General features: G+C 38.8%; 21 protein-coding genes and 4 pseudogenes. All 25 read left to right on the top strand.

The window, feature by feature from the left end:
- The first annotated feature begins 62 nt into the window (after positions 1–62).
- A complete protein-coding gene (locus HT714_RS02110) occupies positions 63–842 on the top strand; it encodes a hypothetical protein (protein WP_173226125.1) in 780 nt (259 codons plus the stop codon).
- Between the two features lies 1 nt (position 843).
- The gene (locus HT714_RS02105) at positions 844–1,026 is read left to right on the top strand and encodes a hypothetical protein (RefSeq protein ID WP_173226127.1); all 183 of its coding nucleotides are present in this window, start codon (positions 844–846) and stop codon (positions 1,024–1,026) included.
- Entirely contained in the window at positions 1,023–1,175 is a 153-nt protein-coding gene (locus tag HT714_RS02100) for a hypothetical protein (RefSeq protein ID WP_024058070.1), read from the top strand. Before HT714_RS02105 ends, HT714_RS02100 begins: the two co-directional genes overlap by 4 nt.
- Positions 1,176–1,291: 116 nt before the next feature.
- A complete protein-coding gene (locus HT714_RS02095; protein WP_173226129.1) occupies positions 1,292–1,525 on the top strand; it encodes a DUF1858 domain-containing protein in 234 nt (77 codons plus the stop codon).
- Complete coding sequence (locus HT714_RS02090) at positions 1,525–2,859, top strand: DUF438 domain-containing protein (protein ID WP_173226131.1); 1,335 nt, start codon at positions 1,525–1,527, stop codon at positions 2,857–2,859. Before HT714_RS02095 ends, HT714_RS02090 begins: the two co-directional genes overlap by 1 nt.
- A gap of 9 nt (positions 2,860–2,868) precedes the next feature.
- The gene (locus HT714_RS02085) at positions 2,869–3,123 is read left to right on the top strand and encodes a DUF1912 family protein (RefSeq protein ID WP_000119706.1); all 255 of its coding nucleotides are present in this window, start codon (positions 2,869–2,871) and stop codon (positions 3,121–3,123) included.
- A 95-nt stretch (positions 3,124–3,218) separates the two neighbouring features.
- Positions 3,219–3,614, top strand: coding sequence for a helix-hairpin-helix domain-containing protein (locus tag HT714_RS02080; protein WP_000038635.1), 396 nt, complete (start codon positions 3,219–3,221; stop codon positions 3,612–3,614).
- Positions 3,615–3,897: 283 nt separating this feature from the next.
- Entirely contained in the window at positions 3,898–4,476 is a 579-nt protein-coding gene (locus HT714_RS02075; protein WP_173226133.1) for a flavin reductase family protein, read from the top strand.
- Positions 4,463–5,020 (top strand): GNAT family protein, encoded by a 558-nt coding sequence (locus HT714_RS02070; RefSeq protein WP_173226135.1) that lies wholly within the window; start codon positions 4,463–4,465, stop codon positions 5,018–5,020. The genes HT714_RS02075 and HT714_RS02070 overlap by 14 nt, the downstream gene beginning before the upstream one ends.
- Before the next feature lie 26 nt (positions 5,021–5,046).
- Positions 5,047–6,477, top strand: a complete 1,431-nt coding sequence (locus tag HT714_RS02065; RefSeq protein WP_240148091.1) for a beta-carotene 15,15'-monooxygenase — start codon at positions 5,047–5,049, stop codon at positions 6,475–6,477.
- Between the two features lie 297 nt (positions 6,478–6,774).
- Positions 6,775–8,016 (top strand): hypothetical protein, encoded by a 1,242-nt coding sequence (locus tag HT714_RS02060; protein ID WP_173251398.1) that lies wholly within the window; start codon positions 6,775–6,777, stop codon positions 8,014–8,016.
- A 213-nt stretch (positions 8,017–8,229) separates the two neighbouring features.
- Positions 8,230–8,964, top strand: coding sequence for a GNAT family N-acetyltransferase (locus HT714_RS09605; protein ID WP_345789535.1), 735 nt, complete (start codon positions 8,230–8,232; stop codon positions 8,962–8,964).
- Positions 8,964–9,542 (top strand): AAA family ATPase, encoded by a 579-nt coding sequence (locus tag HT714_RS02045; RefSeq protein ID WP_173226141.1) that lies wholly within the window; start codon positions 8,964–8,966, stop codon positions 9,540–9,542. Before HT714_RS09605 ends, HT714_RS02045 begins: the two co-directional genes overlap by 1 nt.
- The gene (locus HT714_RS02040) at positions 9,535–12,186 is read left to right on the top strand and encodes a valine--tRNA ligase (protein WP_173226143.1); all 2,652 of its coding nucleotides are present in this window, start codon (positions 9,535–9,537) and stop codon (positions 12,184–12,186) included. The genes HT714_RS02045 and HT714_RS02040 overlap by 8 nt, the downstream gene beginning before the upstream one ends.
- An 80-nt stretch (positions 12,187–12,266) precedes the next feature.
- Positions 12,267–13,358 (top strand): DNA cytosine methyltransferase, encoded by a 1,092-nt coding sequence (locus HT714_RS02035; protein ID WP_173226145.1) that lies wholly within the window; start codon positions 12,267–12,269, stop codon positions 13,356–13,358.
- Positions 13,339–13,499 (top strand): annotated as a pseudogene (locus tag HT714_RS09905) (hypothetical protein); the annotation flags it as partial. The gene HT714_RS02035 and the pseudogene HT714_RS09905, both read left to right, overlap by 20 nt.
- A 67-nt stretch (positions 13,500–13,566) precedes the next feature.
- A pseudogene (locus tag HT714_RS02030) lies at positions 13,567–14,942 on the top strand (AAA family ATPase); the annotation flags it as partial.
- Positions 14,943–15,191: 249 nt separating this feature from the next.
- Positions 15,192–15,314: pseudogene (locus tag HT714_RS02025) on the top strand (DNA (cytosine-5-)-methyltransferase); the annotation flags it as partial.
- Positions 15,315–15,395: 81 nt separating this feature from the next.
- Positions 15,396–16,190, top strand: a complete 795-nt coding sequence (locus HT714_RS02020) for a Fic/DOC family protein (protein ID WP_173226147.1) — start codon at positions 15,396–15,398, stop codon at positions 16,188–16,190.
- 236 nt (positions 16,191–16,426) lie between these two features.
- The gene (locus HT714_RS02015; RefSeq protein WP_240148089.1) at positions 16,427–17,605 is read left to right on the top strand and encodes a DNA primase; all 1,179 of its coding nucleotides are present in this window, start codon (positions 16,427–16,429) and stop codon (positions 17,603–17,605) included.
- Between the two features lie 28 nt (positions 17,606–17,633).
- Positions 17,634–19,211, top strand: a pseudogene (locus HT714_RS02010) (DEAD/DEAH box helicase family protein); the annotation flags it as partial.
- A gap of 37 nt (positions 19,212–19,248) precedes the next feature.
- A complete protein-coding gene (locus HT714_RS02005; RefSeq protein ID WP_173251396.1) occupies positions 19,249–19,410 on the top strand; it encodes a hypothetical protein in 162 nt (53 codons plus the stop codon).
- Between the two features lie 131 nt (positions 19,411–19,541).
- Complete coding sequence (rpoE, locus tag HT714_RS02000; protein WP_173226149.1) at positions 19,542–20,129, top strand: DNA-directed RNA polymerase subunit delta; 588 nt, start codon at positions 19,542–19,544, stop codon at positions 20,127–20,129.
- Positions 20,130–20,331: 202 nt separating this feature from the next.
- Positions 20,332–21,939, top strand: a complete 1,608-nt coding sequence (locus HT714_RS01995; protein WP_173226151.1) for a CTP synthase — start codon at positions 20,332–20,334, stop codon at positions 21,937–21,939.
- A gap of 119 nt (positions 21,940–22,058) precedes the next feature.
- Positions 22,059–23,132, top strand: a complete 1,074-nt coding sequence (locus tag HT714_RS01990) for an N-acetylmuramoyl-L-alanine amidase family protein (protein ID WP_173226153.1) — start codon at positions 22,059–22,061, stop codon at positions 23,130–23,132.
- Positions 23,133–23,189 lie beyond the last annotated feature (57 nt).

Raw genomic sequence — 23,189 nt, 5'->3', positions numbered from 1 at the left:
ACATACTTTAAAAGAGTATGCTATCGTAGAATATAACTTACAGAAGTAAAAGGAGTTTGTATATGGCTGAACAAGAGTTAGCTATGCAAGTATTACAACAAGTGGTAAAACTACCAGTTGTTAAGGTTGATCGTTCGAAATTTTTAGTAGATAAGTTTTCCAAAGAATTGGATCCACAGGACATCCCTACCTTATTAGAACAAGGTCCAACGTCTCTCTTATCTCAAGAAATCTTAGATCGAGTGGCTAATGCCTGTATTAGGGATAATGTTTTATTGGCGAGTGGAACTTCTGTTTTGGCAGGATTACCTGGAGGGATTGCTATGGCGATTACTATTCCAGCTGATGTGGCTCAATTTTATGGTTTCTCTCTGAAATTGGCTCAAGAATTAGGTTATATTTATGGTTATGAGGATCTTTGGGCTTCACGCGAGGAGTTGAGTGAAGATGCTCAAAATACCCTCTTGCTTTATCTAGGCGTCATGTTGGGGGTGAATGGAACCGCTGCTTTGCTACGTGCTGGTGGTATAACAATTGCCAAACAGGTAATGAAAACAGTGCCTAATAAAGCTTTAACAAAAACGCTTTGGTACCCTATTTTGAAAAAAGTCTTAAAAATATTTGGTGTGAATCTGACCAAGGGAGGGCTGGCCAAAGGAATGGGGAAATTCATACCTATCTTGGGAGGTATCATTTCAGGTGGTTTAACCTTTGCAACTATGAAACCAATGGGGGAAAGCTTGCAGAAAGAATTATCCAAGCTAGTCAACTATAGTGAAGTTCAATATCAAGAAGATGTTGAAACAATCCGAAAAGAGGCTGAAATCCTCGAAGGAGAGTAATATGGGACTCATAAAAATTCTAGCTAAAACTTATGGGAATTACTTTTTGACCGTGCAAGGTGTGAAAGTAATGAGAACGATAAAGAAAGATGACCATGTCGTTGTCGGTCTAGGTAAACTTTTTATTGCAGATAAGTTAATGGATACGGCTCGGTGGCTCATTAAGCCAGAGGAGAAAGAATGAAATTTTTCTGGGCAATTCTTGCCATTCTTTTTATTAAACCGATTATTGGGATTTTGAAATTCTTTTGGATGATCATCTCTTTTGCAGTCCAATTATTGTTTTACAAGATAGTATTTAAGATATTGGATTGGCTCTTTAAACTTATCTAGATGGTAATCCAAGTTGCAGAGAACTAGCAGGAACTACACTGCTAGTTTTTTAATCTCTTTCCATATGGTATAATATAAGCAGTAAAATCATTTTAGAACATACAATGGAGGTCGTCATGGACAATATCATCGATGTGTCAATTCCCGTTGCAGAAGTGGTGGACAAGCATCCAGAAGTCTTGGAAATTCTAGTGGAGCTGGGTTTTAAACCCCTTGCCAATCCCTTAATGCGCAATACAGTTGGTCGCAAAGTATCGCTTAAGCAGGGGTCTAAGCTGGAAGGAACTCCTATGGACCAGATTGTCCGCACGCTGGAAGCAAACGGCTACGAAGTGATTGGATTAGACTAATGGCAGATGAACGGATTCATGTCCTGCGGGATATTTTGTTAGAATTGCACAATGGTGTCTCTCCTGAGTCGGTTCAGGAGCGTTTTGATGCGACCTTTGCGGGTGTCTCAGCCATAGAGATTTCCCTCATGGAGCACGAGCTGATGAACTCGGACTCGGGCGTCACATTTGAAGATGTCATGGAACTCTGTGATGTCCATGCTAATCTTTTTAAAAATGCTATTAAAGGTGTCGAAGTAGAGGATACCGAGCATCCAGGTCACCCAGTTCGGGTATTTAAGGAAGAAAATCTGGCCCTCCGTGCGGCCTTGATTCGCATTCGTAGATTGTTAGATACCTATGAGTCTGTGGAAGATGAAGAAATGCTTGCGGAGATGCGCAAGGGTTTGGTCCGTCAAATGGGGCTTTTGGGACAATTTGACATCCACTACCAGCGCAAGGAAGAGCTCTTCTTTCCTATCATGGAGCGCTATGGACACGATTCACCCCCAAAAGTGATGTGGGGAGTGGATGATCAGATCAGGGAACTCTTTCAAACAGCTTTAATGACAGCCAAGTCACTACCAGAAGTGCCGATTAGCACTGTAAAAGAAGCTTTTGAAGCTTTTGCGACAGAGTTTGAAAGTATGATTTTCAAGGAAGAGTCCATCCTCCTTATGATTCTCCTTGAGTCCTTTACTCAGGATGACTGGCTTCAGATTTCGGAGGAGAGCGATGCCTATGGTTATGCCATCATCCGTCCGTCTGAGAAATGGGTGCCAGAACGACAGAGCTTTGTTGGGGAAAAGATTGCAGAGGAGCCCGTGCAACTAGATACGGCAGAGGGTCAAGTTCAGCAAGTTATCGATACGCCAGAAGGGCAGTTTACCATTACCTTTACCCCTAAGGAAAAGGAAGCAGTGTTGGACCGCCATAGTCAACAGGCTTTTAGCAATGGCTATCTTTCAGTCGAGCAGGCTAATCTCATCCTCAATCACCTCCCTATGGAGATTACCTTTGTCAATAAAGACGATATTTTCCAGTATTACAATGACAATACGCCAGCTGATGAGATGATTTTCAAACGGACTCCGTCTCAAGTCGGGCGCAATGTCGAACTCTGCCATCCACCTAAGTACTTGGACAAGGTCAAGACTATCATGAAGGGACTTCGTGAGGGAAGCAAAGACAAGTATGAAATGTGGTTCAAGTCTGAGTCGCGAGGTAAGTTTGTCCACATCACCTACGCAGCAGTGCACGATGAAGAGGGAGAATTCCAAGGTGTGCTGGAATACGTTCAGGATATTCAACCCTACCGTGAGATTGACACAGACTATTTTCGTGGATTAGAATAAGGAGAAAAAATGAGTTACGAACAAGAGTTTATGAAGGAATTTGAAGCTTGGGTCAATACCCAAATCATGATCAACGACATGGCGCACAAGGAAAGCCAAAAAGTCTACGAAGAAGACCAAGACGAGCGTGCCAAAGATGCCATGATTCGCTACGAAAGCCGCTTGGATGCTTATCAGTTCTTGCTCGGTAAGTTTGAAAACTTCAAAGCAGGCAAGGGATTCCATGATTTGCCAGATGGATTGTTTGGTGAGCGAAATTATTAAACGAGATAGATTCTTGATTTTTTACTAAAATCTTGATAGAATATTTATATTAAATCCTTGTCAGAGCAGGGATTTTTTATTGAAAGGATTTTATCATGTCAAAGAAACTCAATCGTAAAAAACAATTACGAAATAGCCTCCGTCGTGCAGGTGCTTTTTCAAGTACTGTGACTAAGGTTGTAGAAGAGACAAAAAAAGTCGTAAAACGTGCAGAACAGTCAGCAAGCCAAGCTGGTAAGGCTGTTTCTAAAAAAGTTGAACAAGCAGTAGAAGCTACCAAAGAGCAAGCTCAAAAAGTAGCCAATTCTGTAGAAGATTTTGCAGCAAACTTGGGTGGACTCCCACTTGATCGTGCTAAGACTTTCTATGATGAAGGCATCAAGTCTGCGTCAGATTTTAAAAACTGGACTGAAAAAGAACTCCTTGCCTTGAAAGGAATCGGCCCAGCTACCATCAAGAAATTGAAGGAAAATGGCATCAAGTTCAAGTAATCTTTCTTGTGCCTTGCATTTCCATCAAAATCTTGCTACAATAGAGCCATTAGAGGTGTTTTGAATCCCACATTTTACAGAAAGTGGCGGTGCTGAGAAGTCCACAAATGTGTCAAAACTAGTTGCTAATGGATGAAAAATTGAAATAAAAGTGTCTTTTTGTTTTAAAGACGAGAGTTGCGGGCAACTGCCCGAAATTGGGTGGTACCGCGGATAAATACATTCGTCCCTGTCATGTAGATGGCAGGGCTTTTCTTTTGCGTCTTAGTCAAAGGAGGTTGTTATGAAGCAATCTTTTAAAACAAGTAAACTCTACTATGGCTTTCCTATCTTCATTTTGGGATATCAGGATCAGAATTTTGGACACAATATTACGACCTGTAGCTCCTCTTATAGCTTGGGAGATTGGCTAGTCATTGGTGTCGGAGCTGAGGAAAATGCGGCTGAGCAAATCAAGCATTACCAGAAGTTTACTGTGAATATTCCTGATGAAAATCTCATGCTCGAGATGGAGCAGGCTGGTTTTATCAGTCATCGGGAGAAATTGAAACACCTGGGGCTAGACTACGAGATTTCTGAACGGACTCAGGCACCGATTTTAGAGGCCTGTTCAGTCGTATTGGACTGTCAGGTAGATCGGATTATTGAGGAAGATGGTATTTGCCACATTTTTGCTAAGATTCTTGACCGACTGGCTAATCCTGAACTCTTGGATGAAAAGGGACATTTTAAAAATGACCGTTTTGCGCCGACTTACTTTATGGGGGACGGCCATCAGCGTGTTTATCGTTATCTAGATAGCCGAGTCAATCCCATGGGAAGCTTTATCAAGAAAGCGAGGAAGAAGGATGGCAAGAACTGAATTACCAGAACGATTAGAAACCGAACGACTCGTCCTACGAGTTCGTACAGTGGCAGATGCTGAGGATATCCATACCTACGCTAGTCTCCCAGAGGTCGCCTATCCAGCAGGCTTTCCTCCAGTCAAAACCTTGGAAGATGAGGTTTACTATCTAGAGCATATCCTTCCCGAACGCAATCAAAAGGAAAACCTCCCAGCAGGCTATGGGATTGTCGTCAAAGGAACCGATAAAGTCATTGGTTCTGTTGATTTCAACCATCGCCATGGGGACGATGTGCTAGAGCTTGGCTATACCCTGCACCCAGACTATTGGGGTCGTGGTTATGTGCCAGAAGCAGCGCGAGCCTTGATTGACTTAGCTTTTAAAGATTTGGGTCTTCACAAGATTGAACTCTCTTGCTTTGGTTACAATACCCAAAGTCAACGAGTCGCAGAGAAACTTGTCTTTACTCTGGAAGCTCGCATCCGAGACCGCAAAGATGCCCAAGGGAACCGTTGTGACAGTCTGATATATGGCTTGCTGAGTAGTGAGTGGGGGACATAAAACAACCATTAGATGAGAGAGAATAAATGAAGTTGATTTGTTATTTTAAACCTAATAATAGATTATGGGGTATTTTTCCCAAAATTCGGGGAATACTTTTGAGGACATTTGCCTATTTACCTTTGATATCAATTGCCTCCGCTTTAGGTTTATCACTATCCCTCTTTTTATTAAGTTTGATTTTCAGCAAGAGCACTGCATTGTCTATTCTAGAAATAATTATTTTTTTATTCTCGTTAAGTTTTTCATTTAAATTACTAGCTAAAAAATTTTTATATAAAAAATATGTTGTTTCTTATTGGATTATTTCTCTTTTGTCCTTAATTCTTTTTTTTATTAATGATTTTAGATTTTTAATATTTTTCCAATTTACATCGCTACTGATATATGTTTTTAACTATACAAGTCAGTTTAATAAGTTAAAAGATTTTCTTTCTAAAAGTATGGAGTCCTTGGCTTTTATAAATACTTTTGATGGAATATTTTGTGGAATGTTGATATACTTTCTCTATAATAAAAATCTAGTTGAATCAACCTTAATAAAATTATATAAATATTTTTCAAATAATTATAGTATACATGAAAATCAATTGGATTACTGGTTTAGCATTGTAATAGTTTTAATAATACCATTTGTATTATCTGTTATAAAAACTGTAGGATCAATCAAGATATTTCAAAAAGTTAATAAAATAGATATCGTAAAGGGAAAGACACTGTGGAATGTATATGCCACGATGCTTATTATTTCGTTTTTATGGTATTATATCTATATTTATTACTTTATTTCTAATGTTATTGATTTTCATTCTGATTTAATAACTGACATTCTTATGTTCAGTTCACTTATTGCACTTTATTTAATATGCTGGTGGATGATTTATAATCTAATTAGACATGGTGCAAAAGATACCAAAGAAGTAATAGCATCATGGTTAATTGGTTCAATCTGTATATTACTGTTAGCAGTATTTAATCAAGTTGAAAATGAATTAATAAATGCTTTAACATGGTTTTTGCCAATTTTAATTCCTAGTCTAATTGGAGAAATAAATTCTCAATTCGATACAAAAAAACATAAGAAAAAACCAATAAGAACTGAGAAAATGGATAGACACCTATATCGAACTCAACTATATGGTTTTCTTACTCTATTAATGTTGAGTATTATTCCAAAGTTAACCGAAATTATTTGGGGTTTAAAGATTAAGAAGAAATTGGTCGAATTTATAACTCCCGAAGCTGATTGGATGTCTGAATTATTTGCCTCAACTATAATTATTTTCGTTTGTTTCATATTATCATTAGTTATTGGGAAGATTATAATTTGGTTATTACAATATTTCTATTTAAACACCTGTAATGGATATTATGTGTATCGTGACAATATGCACAGTATATTAATAAATCGTAGATATAAAAGAAATATTCATAAAAGGAGAAAAAATAATGTCTAAATAACTTTCACCTAAATACACTCCATCCTATGTTTAGGTTGGTCGTTAACAAAACAACTTCATGAAGACGTTCTCAAGACTCAAGGAGTTCAAAAGTCTCAATCTTTTTCGTTCGTGATTCCGACCACCAAATGTAACTGGAAAAACTCTACCTTGGTCAGGCTTGGGGTACAACCTTCAAAGTAAACAAGCTACAGAGAAACTGGAATTCTCCAATAAAGCCTGTATCTGAGACTGTAAGGATTTCTAAGTCAGTTGAGTCGAATCTATTGAAGGATGAATTAGAGGAGAAAATAGATGGCTAAAAAGAAAAATAGAAAAAAAGAATTAAAACGCCAGCAAAAGTTGGATATCAAAGTTATTTCTGAAGAAGAGGCTACCTGGACAGAAATTATGGCCAAAAATCCAACTTTTGTAGAACGTCGGACCATTCAAAATTTCGATGAACTACATACAGCAGTGATGCAATATGCTGATGAACACGGAGAGTATCCAGATGTTCAGCTAATCAATTACCAACTGAAAAATAGGACTTTTGATTGGAATCAGGATCATGCTTTATTTAGAGAAGCTATGCATACTCCGAATACACAGAAGCGAAATAAATTGTTAAAGCAAGTTTTAAAAATAAATCCAGATTATTTTGCGGCTGATTTTCATTTATTATTATCAGAAGTTGAAGATTTTGATTTGTCGACTTTTAAAAAAGTATTGGATTTTGAAATTCTAGTTTTAGAAAAATGGAAAGTGAATGGATACAATAGTTGGAATTATTTTGAAGCACGCCCTATCCTGTCTGCTCTGATGTTTCTGATTGAGTATTATATGATGGAGAACTTCAATTCTAAGGCTATAGAATTGATTGACCTATATTTGAGTAAGCGACCTGAACGTTTTCCTCCTAATTTTGTCTTCTGTATGCTTTCCTTGTATCATATTACTGGTCAGGAACTAAAGGTTGAACGTTTCTATCGTGAAGAATTAAATAAAGGGAAACGGGATGATACCATTCTTATTCATGCCATCATCTCTGCTTTTTCTCAAGGAAAAATTGAGGAAGCAAGTCAGCTATTTGCAAAATTAGTGGAAATCAATGATGAAGCTGTTGAATTCTTTATAGAGGAAGATTGGCAATTCAAGGTTATAGATATAGAAGACCAAGAATGCTATTGTCCAAATTCAGTTGAATCGTTACAAGCTAGTTTGTATCCTCTGTTTGATTATTTACTAGAAAATATTATTTTAACGAAATTTTTAACAAACGAGGCCGAAAAGTTCCGCCGTAAACCAGTATTTTCGGCTCATTCCAGTATGATAAGAAGTTTATCCGAGGTATCCGATTGGCACTCCTTTATGAATGAGGAAAAAATGAAGGGAATTCGGATGGATCTTGTTCACATCTTTGTTGAAAATGGGATTCGTACATCTTCAGATTTCAAAAAATGGACTGAAAAAGAAGTTCTCGCTTTGAAGGGAATTGGTCCCGTAACCGTTAAGAAGTTGAAGGAAAACGGCATAAAGTTTAAAAACGAGAAGTAATTGTTTACTGAAGGGGGGAGGTGAATTGTCTTGAATGAAATTTCTAATTTCATCCTGTATACCACACCCAATGGCCATGTTCAGCTAGATATCCTTTTACAAGATGAAAATCTTTGGTTGACTCAAAAAGGTCTTGCAGAGCTCTTTGGAGTTGAACGAAGTGTCATTACAAAGCACTTGAAAAACATTTATGATAGTGGTGAGTTAGATAAGGTGTCAACTTGTGCAAAATTTGCACAGGTTCAACAAGAGGGAAATAGAGCTGTCCGGCATGAACTTGAATATTACAATCTGGATGCTATCATTTCAGTTGGTTATCGAGTAAATTCCAGTAAGGCTACTCAATTTAGAATTTGGGCAACCAAGACTTTGAAAGAATTTATCATCAAAGGTTTTGTTTTGGATGATGAACGCTTGGAAACAGAACGTCTTGTTTTACGAGTCCGTACAGTGGCGGATGCCGAGGATATTCATGCCTACGCCAGTTTGCCAGAAGTCTCCTACCCTGCAGGCTTTCCGCCCGTCAAGACCTTGGAAGATGAGATTTATTATCTAGAGCATATCCTTCCTAAGCGCAATGAAAAGGATAATCTCCCAGCAGGCTATGGAATTGTTGTCAAAGGGACTGATAAAGTTATCGGCTCTGTTGATTTCAACCATCGTCATGAAGATGATGTACTGGAAATTGGCTATACCTTGCACCCCGATTATTGGGGTCGAGGCTATGTGCCCGAAGCAGCGAGTGCCTTGATTAACCTAGCTTTTAAAGAATTGAACCTACACAAGATTGAATTGTCTTGCTTTGGTTATAATGTCCAAAGTCAACGTGTCGCAGAAAAACTTGGATTTACCCTCGAAGCTCGCATCCGAGACCGTAAAGATGCCCAAGGCAATCGCTGTGATGATTTGAGATATGGCTTGCTGAGGAGTGAGTGGGAGGTAGTTTGATGCACATTTTCATCATTGGGGCTCCGGCTTCTGGGAAAATGACGATTGGTCAAGAGTTATCTCGACTGACAGATGCTACCCTCTTTTATAACCATCAAGCCATCGATTTTGCATTAGAAATCTATCAGGACTTTACAGAGGAAATGTGGGAATTTGTTCGTGGAATCACCTTTTCTTTCCTTGGAGCAAGTGCAAGAAATCAGCGATCAGTAATTTTAACTGACGTAATTGATTTTTCAAATCAGTACCAGCTGATGTATTTAAAGCAAATTCAGGATTTATTGGATAACTTTCATCAAGAGATTCTGTTTGTTGAGTTGGAAACAAGTCTTGAAGAGCGTTTACGTCGAAATCGAACGGAGAACCGGTTGAAGCACAAACCCTTAAAACGACATATTGAGGTATCTGAAAGAGAAATTTTGGAGACTACTGAAACACTTCAATTAAATTCCCAACATCAACCAAATGAGTTGCACCACTACCTTAAAATAAATAATACGAATCTGTCTGCAGAAGAAGCTGCTAAGCAAATTCAAAATAAAATGAACAAAATAGAGAAAGGACAAACACATGTCTAAAGAACTTTCACCTAAATACAATCCAGCCGAGGTTGAGGCTGGTCGTTACCAAAAATGGCTTGATGCCGATGTTTTCAAGCCTTCAGGCGATCAAAAGGCTAAGCCTTATTCAATCGTGATTCCACCACCAAATGTAACTGGTAAGCTTCACCTTGGTCACGCTTGGGATACGACTTTGCAGGATATCATTATCCGCCAAAAACGCATGCAAGGCTTTGATACACTTTGGCTTCCAGGGATGGACCACGCGGGGATTGCGACTCAAGCTAAGGTTGAGGAACGCTTGCGCGGAGAGGGCATTACACGTTATGACCTAGGTCGTGAAAAATTCCTCGACAAGGTCTGGGAATGGAAAGACGAATATGCCACTACTATCAAGGAACAATGGGGCAAGATGGGGATCTCTGTAGACTACTCTCGTGAGCGTTTCACTCTTGACGAAGGTTTGTCAAAAGCTGTTCGTAAGGTCTTTGTGGACCTTTACAAGAAAGGTTGGATCTATCGTGGTGAGTTTATCATCAACTGGGACCCAGCTGCTCGCACAGCCCTTTCTGATATTGAGGTGATCCACAAGGATGTCGAAGGTGCCTTCTACCACATGAATTACATACTGGAAGACGGCTCACGCGCCCTTGAAGTGGCGACAACTCGTCCTGAGACTATGTTTGGGGACGTTGCCGTTGCGGTCAATCCAGAAGACCCACGCTACAAGGACTTGATTGGTAAAAACGTCATCCTCCCAATCGCTAATAAACTCATTCCAATCGTTGGAGACGAGCATGCAGATCCTGAGTTTGGTACTGGTGTCGTAAAAATCACACCTGCCCATGATCCAAACGACTTCTTGGTGGGTCAACGTCACAACTTGCCACAAGTCAACGTCATGAACGACGACGGAACTATGAATGAGCTTGCCTTCGAATTTGCAGGCATGGACCGTTTTGAAGCTCGTAAGGCAGTCGTTGCTAAGTTGGAAGAAATCGGTGCCCTTGTTAAAATCGAAAAACGTGTCCACAGTGTTGGACACTCAGAGCGTACAGGTGTAGTGGTGGAGCCACGTTTGTCTACTCAATGGTTCGTTAAGATGGACCAATTGGCAAAAAATGCTATTGCCAACCAAGACACAGAGGACAAGGTAGAATTTTACCCACCTCGTTTCAACGATACCTTCCTTCAATGGATGGAAAATGTCCACGACTGGGTAATCTCTCGTCAGCTCTGGTGGGGTCACCAAATCCCTGCTTGGTACAATGCTGAGGGTGAAATGTATGTCGGCGAAGAAGCTCCAGAAGGTGACGGATGGACACAAGATGAAGACGTCTTGGATACTTGGTTTAGTTCGGCCCTTTGGCCATTCTCAACCATGGGCTGGCCTGATGTAGACTCAGAAGACTTCAAACGTTACTTCCCAACTTCAACCTTGGTTACAGGTTACGACATCATCTTCTTCTGGGTGTCTCGTATGATCTTCCAATCCTTGGAATTCACTGGTCGTCAGCCATTCCAAAACGTCCTTATCCATGGTCTCATTCGTGACGAGCAAGGACGCAAGATGTCTAAGTCTCTCGGTAACGGGATTGACCCGATGGATGTTATCGAGAAATACGGTGCCGATGCCCTTCGATGGTTCCTTTCAAACGGTTCTGCGCCAGGACAAGACGTGCGTTTCTCTTATGAGAAAATGGATGCTTCATGGAACTTCATTAACAAGATCTGGAACATCTCTCGCTACATCCTCATGAACAATGAAGGTTTGACCCTCGAGCAAGCAACTGCCAATGTTGAAAAAGTTGTCAATAAGGAAGCTGGGAATGTCACAGACCGCTGGATTCTCCACAACCTCAATGAAACTATCGGAAAAGCAACTGCCAACTTTGATAAGTTTGAGTTTGGTGTGGCTGGCCACATCCTCTACAACTTCATCTGGGATGAGTTTGCGGACTGGTATGTTGAGTTGACCAAGGAAGTCCTTTATAGCGACAACGAAGAAGAGAAAGTTATCACACGTTCTGTTCTCCTTTACACTTTGGACAAGATCCTTCGTCTCCTTCACCCAATCATGCCATTCGTGACAGAGGAAATCTTTGGACAAATCTCAGAAGGCTCTATCGTTACAGCTGCATACCCAACTGTTAATCCAGACTTTGAAGACCTTGCGGCCCACACAGGTGTCGAAAGCCTCAAAGACTTGATCCGTGCTGTTCGTAATGCGCGTGCGGAAGTAAACGTAGCACCAAGCAAGCCAATCACCATCCTTGTTAAGACAAGCGATAGCGACTTGGAAGCCTTCTTTAACAGCAATGTCAACTACATCAAACGATTCACAAATCCAGAACATTTGGAAATTGCATCAACCATCCCTGCGCCTGAACTGGCTATGTCAAGCGTCATCACAGGAGCAGAAATCTACTTGCCTCTCGCAGACCTCCTCAATGTCGAAGAAGAACTCGCTCGTCTCGACAAGGAACTGGCTAAATGGCAAAAAGAACTGGACATGGTCGGCAAGAAGCTCTCTAACGAACGCTTCGTAGCCAACGCCAAACCAGAAGTCGTCCAAAAAGAACGCGACAAACAAGCCGACTACCAAGCTAAATACGATGCGACTGTCGCACGTATTGATGAGATGAAGAAGTTGGTGAAATAATGTTAAAAACCTAACCCTATCGGGTTGGGTTTTACATTTGATAGTGTTATAATAAAAAGGAGAAACTTTAGGAGAATACTATGGGGAAAATTGTTGCTATTGATTTATTTAGCGGTGCAGGTGGCACTACAAGTGGCCTTAAAAAATCAGGCATAGATGTTCAAGTTGCTGTTGAAATTGATTCCGTAGCTGTTAAAACTTATAAATTAAATAATCCTGAGGTGTCTGTAATAGATAAAGATATAAATTTAGTATCAGGAGATGAAGTAAAAGAGCATCTTAAAGTTGATACAGACGATAAACTAATGCTTGTGGCATGCCCACCATGTCAAGGTTTTTCAACTATTGGTACTAATGATGAAAATGACGAGAGGAATCAACTTGTTTTTCAATTTCTTCGTTTGATTAATGAATTGAATCCTGATTTTCTATTAATGGAAAATGTTGCGGGTATGACTAGAACAAGAAATGAAAAAATCTTTAAAAAATTTTTGACATCAATCGATAATAATTATAGTGTTATTTATAACATTTTAAATACAGCTGATTATGGAGTTCCTCAATCGAGAAAAAGATTGGTGTTACACGGGATTAGAAAAGAAATTATTGATAACACAAATTTAACTTTGAATTTGCCTTCCAAAACTCATTCAAATATACCAGAATTGAACCTTCTTCCATGGATTAATGCTGGTGTAATAATGGACTTGCCTCCTATTGAAGGGGGTGAAGAATATATTGGAGAAGGTATCTACAATCATGTTGCAAACAAACTATCTAATTTAAATATTGAGAGAATTACTCATATTAGAAATAATGGGGGAAGTAGAACTTCTTTGCCAAAATCTTTAGAATTAAATTGTCATAAAAATCGTTCAGGTCATAGTGATGTATATGGAATATTAGATATCAACAAACCTTCCATTACTATTACAGGAGGATGTATGTCATATTCAAAAGGTAGATTTGGGCACCCAACTCAAAATAGAGCTTTAAGTGCAAGAGAAGCTGCAAGATTACAGTCTTTTGATGATGACTATATTTTTGTTGGAAATAGAGGTCAATTAGCTAAACAAATTGGTAATGCAGTTCCAGTGAAATTAGCTCAAGCTAGTGGAAATTATTTTATGTCGGTTTATAGGGAGATAGCAAATGGACAATCAGATAATTAAGAGTTTAGAAGGAATAACTAAAAATTTTTCTAAAAATAAAAATCAATTTTATCCTTATATTGATTATATACGATTTCCTCATTACAAGAGTTTATCATTAAATTCAAGGATAAATTTTAATTTCCCTATTACTTTATTAGTTGGTAGAAATGGAGTAAATAAAACTTCAATTTTACAAGCTTTATATGGTTCTCCAGCCAATAAAAGTGTGTCTGAATATTGGTTTAGTACAAATGTTGATCAAATAGATGAAGTGGATGGAAAACAGTGTTTAATCTATTCATATTATAACATTAAAGCTTCTAGAAATGTAGAAGTTCTTAAAGGCCGTTCTGGAACAAAAAAAGGATTAGATTATTGGGAGCCATATGCTCCTCAAAAACAATATGGGATGGAAAGATTACCCAAAAATAAATATATCGGAAGTTCTTCGACAGACAGATGGGATGGCATTGAAAAAATGTTGTCTTTTGTGATTGTAAAGAATATGTTTCTGCTTTTGATTTATTTTTCTATCACTATAATTTTAAAAAAATTTCTACCCAACGTAGTAAACAAGATTTTATAAGATTACGATCTAAACCAGTTGCTGATATTTTAAAGAATAATACAAGTAGCTATACGCGTTATAAAAAGGAAATGGTTATAGATAATGTTAAAGTTGATGATAAAGTTTGTGAAATTATTAGTGAAATAATGGATGAATCTTATACAGACATTCAAATTTTAACTCATAAGTTGTATTCAAAAGGTGATGATATAAAAGCTTCCAAAACCATTTGGATGAAAAAATCTGGAAAAGAATATTCTGAGGCTTTTGCAGGAACAGGTGAAGCTAGAATTATTTTGTTAGTAAATGATATAGTAAATGCGCAATCAAATTCATTAATATTAATAGATGAACCTGAAATCTCACTTCATCCGAGTGCAATCTATAAATTTAAAGAGTTTTTACTTCAAGAGTGTTTAAATAAAAAACATCAAATTATTATCACTACACATTCTACACAACTTATAAAAGATTTTCCTAGAGAAGCTGTGAAACTTTTAGTGAAAAACGGAGAAAAGATAGATGTTATTGAAAATATTGATTATCAGGATGTATTTTTTGAATTAGGTGATGTGTATCATTCTAGGAAGATGATTTATGTTGAAGATAGACTAGCTAAATATATTCTAGATTTTATTATCACTCATTCAGGTAGTGAGAATCTTAAACAGAATTTAGTAGTGAGATATATTCCTGGTGGAGCAAATCAAATAATTTGTAATAATATTTTAAACTCTTCGTATTTAGATTCCGATAACCATTATTTTTGGCTTGATGGAGATCAAAACACTAATGTTAGTGAATCAAATAATTTAATGAACTATCTTGAAAATGGTGTTATTATATCAGATAAAATTCCTGAAGCAGACAATGGAAAGCTTGATAAAATTATCCGAGAGCTAACAGGATGTTCAATTAAATTCAAAGTTTCAGGAAATAAAGGCCAAAGAAATGATACTGAATTAATTGAAAAGCGAAGAAGATTTATAGACTATTGGTCTAGATACGTCTCCTATCTTCCTTTTCAAACTCCAGAACTTTATTTGGCTAAGCTATGCGATAGTGTAGATAGTGAGGATTATGACTTTTCTACAGATGAAAACGGAAAAGAATATTTTAGAAAAAAAACTAAAGAAGCATTGGGAATAGAAGACATAACTTCTGAAGATGTTTTTCAGGAGCAGAGAAGAGCTGTTTCAAAATTACAGTCAGATCCAAAAATGTTCCAGGATATCAAAGAAAAATTAGAGGCATTGTTTTAATTCCTTAGATTAGGGTACTACATAACAAATTTTTTCAATTCAAACCCGCACGCAAACAACATTGCAGCCTTCTTCTCAGGTGTTGGGGGAATTGAGTTGGGATTTGAACAGACCAACGAGTTCAGAGTGGTGTATGCCAATGATGGTTTTTTATAATTTTTGCCAATTCCATGCCCATTTCACCATTTACCTATGACACAGAAAAACAATTGAAAGGATCTTTCTATGCAATCAACTTACAACATTGACAATCCAAACTTGTCTTATGAAGCGAAACGTGATTTATGGCGGATAGGTTTTGGTCTGCAGAAAGTTGACAATCTAGTGCCATCAGAGTATATGGAATCTTTGGCTGAGAAACAGTCCCGGGGAGAACTGACTTATGAGCAGGTTTATGAGGATGCAACGGCTTATCATCATACCGTTGATGCGAGTACGGAGGAGGCAGACTTGGTTTCTTTGCGTATCGTAGAACTCTTGTCTAGAAGAGGCTTTAGATTCAGTCCTGCGACTTTACTTGCTATTCATAAGGAGTTATTTCAAGATATATTTGAACCCTCGATTCCGGTAGGTCAATTTCGTCAGACCAATATCACAAAGCATGAACCTGTTTTGAATGGTGAAAGTGTTGTGTACTCTGATTACTCCATGATTCAAATGACCTTGGATTATGATTTTAATCAGGAAAAACAAGTTGCATATGCGACACTAACCCAGGCGGATATGGTTAAACAAATCCAGCGTTTTATTTCAGGAATCTGGCAAATTCATCCATTTCGCGAAGGAAACACTCGGACGGTAACGGTCTTTTTGATTCAATATCTTCGTGAGTTTGGTTTTGATATTGATAATACACCATTTCAGCAACATGCCAAGTATTTTCGTGATGCCTTGGTATTAGATAATGCAAAGATTTTACAGCGACGTCCTGAGTTTTTAACAGCTTTTTTTGAAAATCTCTTGCTCGGTGGTCAAAACGATCTGTCATCAGAAAAGATGTATCTAGAACTCGATCTTTAAAAATCCTAATACTGAGTAAACATTGAATTTTAGGAAAAAAATGAAGTAAATATTCCTACAAGAAAACGCATATCATCAAAGATTTCGCTTGATAATATGTGTTTTTTTAATTTTATAGATTGCTCGTTTAAACTCTATTTATCTCGTACTTTCAGTGCTATTTGGATTTTATTTTCGTGTACAATTTCAGACATTCTTGTTATAATCAGCCTATAGGAATCAAGGAGGGGACTCTTATGGCTGTTTTTGTGTCTTTGGATGGAATTGTGGTAGAAGTACTTGATGTCTTTTCTTCTTTTAATGGGGATAGTGAGTTTTTCTTGTGTAAACGTCTTAAAGACAAGAGTCAGTTTGTTATGGAACGCTCTCGGTTCGAGGAGATGTTCCAACTTCAAAGTAGTCACTTGACGACGCAAGAAAAATTACAATTGTTTACCTCCGTGTTTGCTGGCCGTTATGATGTTTATGCTAAGAGCTTTATCAATGATCAAGGGAAAATTCAGTATTTTCCATCCTATGATTATGGTTGGAAGCAGTTGCCACCTGAAAAACGAAGTTTCCAGACATTGACGGATTCCGTTTTGAAATCTCATTTTCGTGGGGAGACAGCTATCGGTATCTTTCCTATGCACTTAGATGATAGCTGTTATTTTTTGGTACTGGATTTGGATGAAAGAGATTGGAAAGAAGCCGGTTTAGCCATTCGAAGAATAGCCAGGGAACGCCAGATGGAAGCCCATTTAGAGATTTCTCGTTCGGGTCACGGACTCCATATTTGGTTCTTCTTTGAGGAAGCGATTCCGAGTCGAGAGGCTCGCTTGTTTGGAAAGAAACTGTTAGAACTGGCAATGCAGGAAAGTATGCAACTGTCCTTTGATTCTTTTGATCGCATGTTTCCAAATCAGGATGTTCTTCCTAAAGGTGGATTTGGCAATTTGATTGCCCTTCCTTTTCAAGGAGAAGCTTATCATCAAGGGCGAACGGTCTTTGTGAATGAACAGTTTCAGCCTTATAAAGACCAATGGAGGTATTTACAAGAAATTCAGAGGGTTTCAACTGCTAAAGTGGCACTGTTAATCCAAGAGGAGTTAGGCAAGCAAGAATTGGACAAGGAGTTGAAGGTCGTCTTATCCAATATGATCCAACTTGAAAAATCGTCTGTGACACCCAAGACACTGTTTTTCTTGAAAAATATGGCTTCATTTTCTAATCCCGAATTTTATTTAAAGCAGGCTATGCGACAGCCAACCTATCAAATTCCTGAGCGAATGTATTTATTTGGAGAATCCGATCATTATTTATGGCTACCAAGAGGTTTACTATATCCATCGCAAGATAAATTTAATACTCTTCGAAAATCAAATTTAAACCACGTCAGCTTCGCCTTGCCGTACTCAAGTACTGCCTACGGCTAGCTTCCTAGTTTGCTCTTTGATTTTCATTGAGTATGAGCAGGTAGTTGTGGAAGATAGGAGAAAGGTACAAAGGTCTATTAGAGTGGAATTTAAGGGAGAACTCACTTTTGAGCAAGAGTTAGCCCTGTCAGATATGACTTCTAAAGAAAATGGTTTACTTCATGCGGAGACCGGTTTTGGAAAGACCGTTTTAGGTGCTGCTCTCATCTCTAAAAGGAAGGCCAAAACAATTATCCTAGTTCATAATAGGCAACTCTTAGACCAGTGGCTGGATCGCCTAAAGTGTTTTTTGACTTTCGAAGAGGAAGAAGCTACCCGTTATACGCCATCAGGTCGTGAAAGGGTAATCGGCTATGTTGGGCAGTACGGTGGGACTAAGAAATGGCTGAGTAAACTGGTTGATGTCGTTATGATTCAATCTCTATTTAAGTTGGAAAATAGTCAAAGTCTTTTGGATGAGTATGAGATGATGATTGTGGATGAGTGTCATCATGTCTCTGCCTTGATGTTTGAAAAAGTTGTTGCTCAGTTTAGAGGGAAGTATCTTTACGGTTTGACGGCTACGCCTGAGCGTAAGAATGGTTATGAGCCTATTGTTTTTCAGAGAATGGGTGAGATACTCCATACTGCTGATAAGAGGGAAACGGATTTTAAACGGCAATTGCAATTAAGATTCACTTCTTTTGGTCATTTGGAGATTGAAAAGACCAAAGCAAGTAATTTTATACAGCTTAGTGATTGGATTGCTACTGACTCAGTGAGGAATCAGTTGATTCTCAAGGATATTCTAGCCCAAGTGGCAGAAGGGCGGAATATCTTGGTTCTAGTCAATCGAACTCAACAGATAAATGTCTTTGAAAAGTTATTGAAAGAGAAAGAGGTTGATGACTGTTATATTATTAGCGGAAAAACCAAAGTCCGAGATAGAACAAGTTTAATGGAGACGTTAGAACAGTTAGATAAAGGGTTTGTTTTATTGTCTACTGGAAAATACATTGGCGAAGGTTTTGACTTGCCTCAGTTGGACACGCTGATCTTGGCAGCACCCTTTTCTTGGAAAAATAATTTGATTCAGTATGCAGGTCGGATTCATAGAAACTACAAGGATAAGTCTTTGGTACGTATTTTCGATTATGTGGATATTCATGTTCCTTATTTAGAAAAGATGTTTCAGAAACGACAAGTAGCTTATCGAAAGATGGATTATCGTGCCATTGAGGGTGAGGAGAAACAATTCGTTTATGTTGATAGTAGATATGAGAATGTGCTGAGAGAGGACTTGGCAGGGGAAAGACAGGAATGTCTGCTTATTTTGCCTTATGCGCACCAGACAAAACTGATGAATTTTCTAAAAGAATTTAGAATGAGTCAGATTGAGATATGTATACCAGAGACGGTTGCAAATAAAGCATGGCTAGACCAGTTGAAGAGCCAGAAAATTAAAGTATCTTTTACTCAATCAAAAATAGTCACGCCTATTCTTTTGGTAAACAAGACCATTGTTTGGTATGGTGCAATGCCATTATTAGGGAAGGTAGATGAAATGACCATACTACGTTTGGAATCAGCTAGTATAGCTTCTGAACTAGTGGCAGGTTTACGATAGAGAAAATTTTTAAAAATTTCTATGTATGATTTTCATTTTGAAAGAACGCGAAGTCTTGACAGATCAACGACTCAATGAGCTGGAAATCAACGGCATTCGATTGACCAAATTTAAAAATGGTGAAATCGGTATCGAATTTATCTGGATTGATACTAAAAATCCACCTAGCGATGCCATCGGCTGGGTAGCAAAGAAATAAAAAGTCCTATCACTTTCTCCCCCTTAACCTTTGACTATTCTGCAAAATTATCGTAAAATAAAGAGTAAATGATAAAATGAGGTCAGAGTCTGTTTACTCTGGCGATAGTAGTATAAATGAGGAGAAACGCTTTGGAATTAGAAGTATTTGCTGGGCAAGAAAAAAGTGAACTATCTATGATTGAGGTAGCGCGTGCTATCTTGGAACTTCGTGGTCGCGACCATGAGATGCATTTTAGCGATCTTGTAAACGAAATTCAAAACTACCTTGGGACATCAAACAGCGATATCCGCGAAGCCTTGCCTTTGTTCTACACAGAGTTGAACTTTGACGGTAGCTTCATCTCACTTGGAGACAACAAATGGGGGCTTCGTTCATGGTATGGTGTGGACGAAATCGACGAAGAAATCATCGCTCTTGAAGAAAATGACGACGATGAAGTAGCACCAAAAGCTAAGAAAAAACGTGTCAATGCCTTCATGGATGGCGATTCAGATGCTATTGACTACAATGCGGATGATCCAGAAGACGAAGACGCATACGAAGCAGATCCAGCTCTTTCATACGATGATGAAAATCCAGATGATGAGAAAAATGAAGTGGAAGCTTATGATGCAGAAATCAACGAAATCGCTCCTGATGACTTAGGTGAAGACGTGGATCTCAACGAAGAAGACGACGATTTTTCAGATGACGACGCTGAAACCAGCGAGGAATAAAAGTTAGCTATTGACAATTATCCTATTTTTAGGTATCATATTGTTCGGGCACCTCTTTTAGAGGTCGGGGCTCCCTAGTTCTTAGGGAGCTATTTTTGTTTTTTCAGGAAGTTTTTCTGGAAATGTCGTTATCCATAAGGGTCTTGTTTTCTATGTCCCCTCGTAGTTAACAAGGCCTTGAGCATTTTAGAAAGAGGAATCTATGTCTACGAAATATATTTTTGTAACTGGTGGTGTGGTATCGTCTATTGGGAAAGGGATTGTGGCAGCAAGTCTGGGTCGTCTCTTGAAAAATCGTGGTCTGAAAGTAACCATTCAAAAGTTTGACCCTTATATCAATATTGATCCGGGAACTATGAGCCCTTACCAGCACGGGGAAGTTTTTGTGACAGATGACGGGGCTGAGACAGATTTGGACTTGGGTCACTATGAACGTTTCATCGATATCAATCTCAACAAATATTCCAACGTGACTACTGGTAAAATCTACAGTGAAGTTCTGCGTAAGGAACGCCGTGGAGAATACCTTGGGGCAACTGTGCAAGTCATTCCTCATATCACAGATGCTTTGAAAGAAAAAATCAAGCGTGCCGCTCTAACGACTGACTCTGATGTCATTATCACAGAGGTCGGTGGAACAGTAGGAGATATCGAGTCCTTGCCATTCTTAGAGGCCCTTCGTCAGATGAAGGCAGATGTGGGGGCGGATAATGTTATGTACATCCATACAACCTTGCTTCCTTACCTCAAGGCTGCTGGTGAAATGAAAACCAAACCAACCCAACACTCTGTAAAAGAATTGCGTGGATTGGGAATCCAACCAAATATGTTGGTTATTCGTACAGAAGAGCCAGCTGGTCAAGGAATTAAAAACAAACTAGCACAGTTCTGTGATGTGGCACCAGAAGCCGTTATCGAATCGTTGGATGTTGAACACCTTTACCAAATTCCATTGAACTTGCAGGCACAAGGTATGGACCAAATTGTCTGTGACCATTTGAAATTAGATGCACCTGTAGCGGATATGACAGAATGGTCAGCCATGGTGGACAAGGTCATGAACCTCAAGAAACAAGTTAAAATTTCCCTTGTCGGTAAGTATGTTGAGTTGCAAGATGCCTACATTTCTGTGGTTGAAGCCTTGAAACACTCTGGTTATGCCAATGACGCAGAAGTTAAAATCAATTGGATCAATGCCAATGATGTGACAGCAGAGAATGTGGTAGAGCTTTTGTCTGATGCGGACGGAATCATCGTGCCAGGTGGTTTCGGTCAACGTGGTACGGAAGGGAAAATCCAAGCTATCCGCTATGCGCGTGAAAATGATGTTCCTATGTTGGGTGTCTGCTTGGGAATGCAGTTGACTTGTATCGAGTTTGCTCGTCACGTTTTAGGACTCGAAGGTGCCAATTCTGCAGAACTTGCACCAGAAACAAAATACCCTATCATTGATATCATGCGTGATCAGATTGATGTTGAGGATATGGGGGGAACCCTTCGCTTGGGGCTTTATCCGTCTAAGTTGAAACGTGGCTCTAAGGCAGCAGCTGCTTATCATAATCAAGAAGTGGTGCAACGCCGTCACCGTCACCGTTATGAGTTTAACAATGCCTTCCGTGAGCAGTTTGAGGCAGCAGGCTTTGTCTTCTCAGGTGTTTCTCCAGACAATCGTTTGGTAGAAATCGTGGAAATCCCTGAAAATAAATTCTTTGTAGCTTGTCAGTATCACCCTGAACTTTCAAGCCGTCCAAATCGTCCAGAAGAACTCTACACTGCCTTTATTACTGCAGCGGTTGAGAACAGCAATTAGCTAGATTATAACCTTTGAGAACAATCTCAGAGGTTTTTTGCTTGCATATTTAGGATATGAGTTGCAAAATAAAAACATAGTGATATAATTAACATAAAAAATCCTAAGGAGGATCTACGATGAAAAAAATCACATTATTTGGTTTGTCTCTAGCAGGTTTAGCTTTACTGGCTTTTCCTCATTCAGGGCAGGCATTTGAGCTTAAAGAAGAATGGGTTGTTAAGTGTGGAGTACAGTATCAAGATGGCAAGATTCTTCGATTCAACAATGGCCATGAAGTGGATATCAAAGTCTTGGATTTGCCAAAAACCGAGAAAATCGAGTGGACGGTTAGTCTCGATGGTCAAGATCAGACAGTCAATTTTCTAGGTCAAGAAAAGGACAAGTCTATGATTGGTATAGAAGGGCGTTACCTGAATTTCTATGTTCCATATGGCTATAGAGGAGATATCAAGGTCGAGGCTAAGAGCGGAAACGAAGTGAAGACCTGGTCAACGAAAGTTGTGGATGATATTCATAATGATAGTGGAAAGAGAGGTTACTATCGTATTGAAGAATCAAATAATCAATACACTTACCTCGATGCTAAATGGGATTATCAGACCAAGACTTACACTGCTACCTTACCAGAGACTGTCAATGGTCAAAAAGTCTTTGCTTGGACAGACTATGACAATGGCGAGTTGAAACTTGAAAAACTAAAGTCTATCAGTCATAAATATGATGGAGGAGCTTTCAAAGAACTTTATCCGATTGTAAAAGCAGAAAGTTGGCTAGAATCAAACCAAAACTGGTACTATCAAAAACAAGGTCAATTAGTACAGAAGGATTGGGTTTATGACAAGGGAACTTGGTACTTTATGAATGATAAAGGAGTCATGTTCAATCAAACTTGGCTATATCAAGGTGGCAACTGGTATGCCTTTAAATCATCAGGAGCTATGATTGCTGGTGATTGGCTTTACGACCAAGGCAAGTGGTACTATTTATCAACTTCAGGAGATATGAAAGCAAGCGCTTGGGTTTATGATAAGGGAGACTGGTATTATGTAAGTTCTTCTGGTGCCATGATTGCGAATGATTGGGTCAAAGACAATGGTAAGTGGTATTATCTAGCTTCATCAGGTAAGATGCTTCGCAATACCTACACGCCTGATGGTTACTACGTTGGCAACTCAGGTGCCTGGCAATAAGAATAATACTCTTCGAAAATCTCTTCAAACCACGTCAGCTTCATCCACAACCTCAAA

It is taken from the genome of Streptococcus sp. 3705, assembly GCF_013277145.1.
Classification (GTDB): domain Bacteria; phylum Bacillota; class Bacilli; order Lactobacillales; family Streptococcaceae; genus Streptococcus.
Note: the sequence above shows the minus strand (reverse complement) of the source record. Positions and strands in the feature narration are given on the sequence as shown.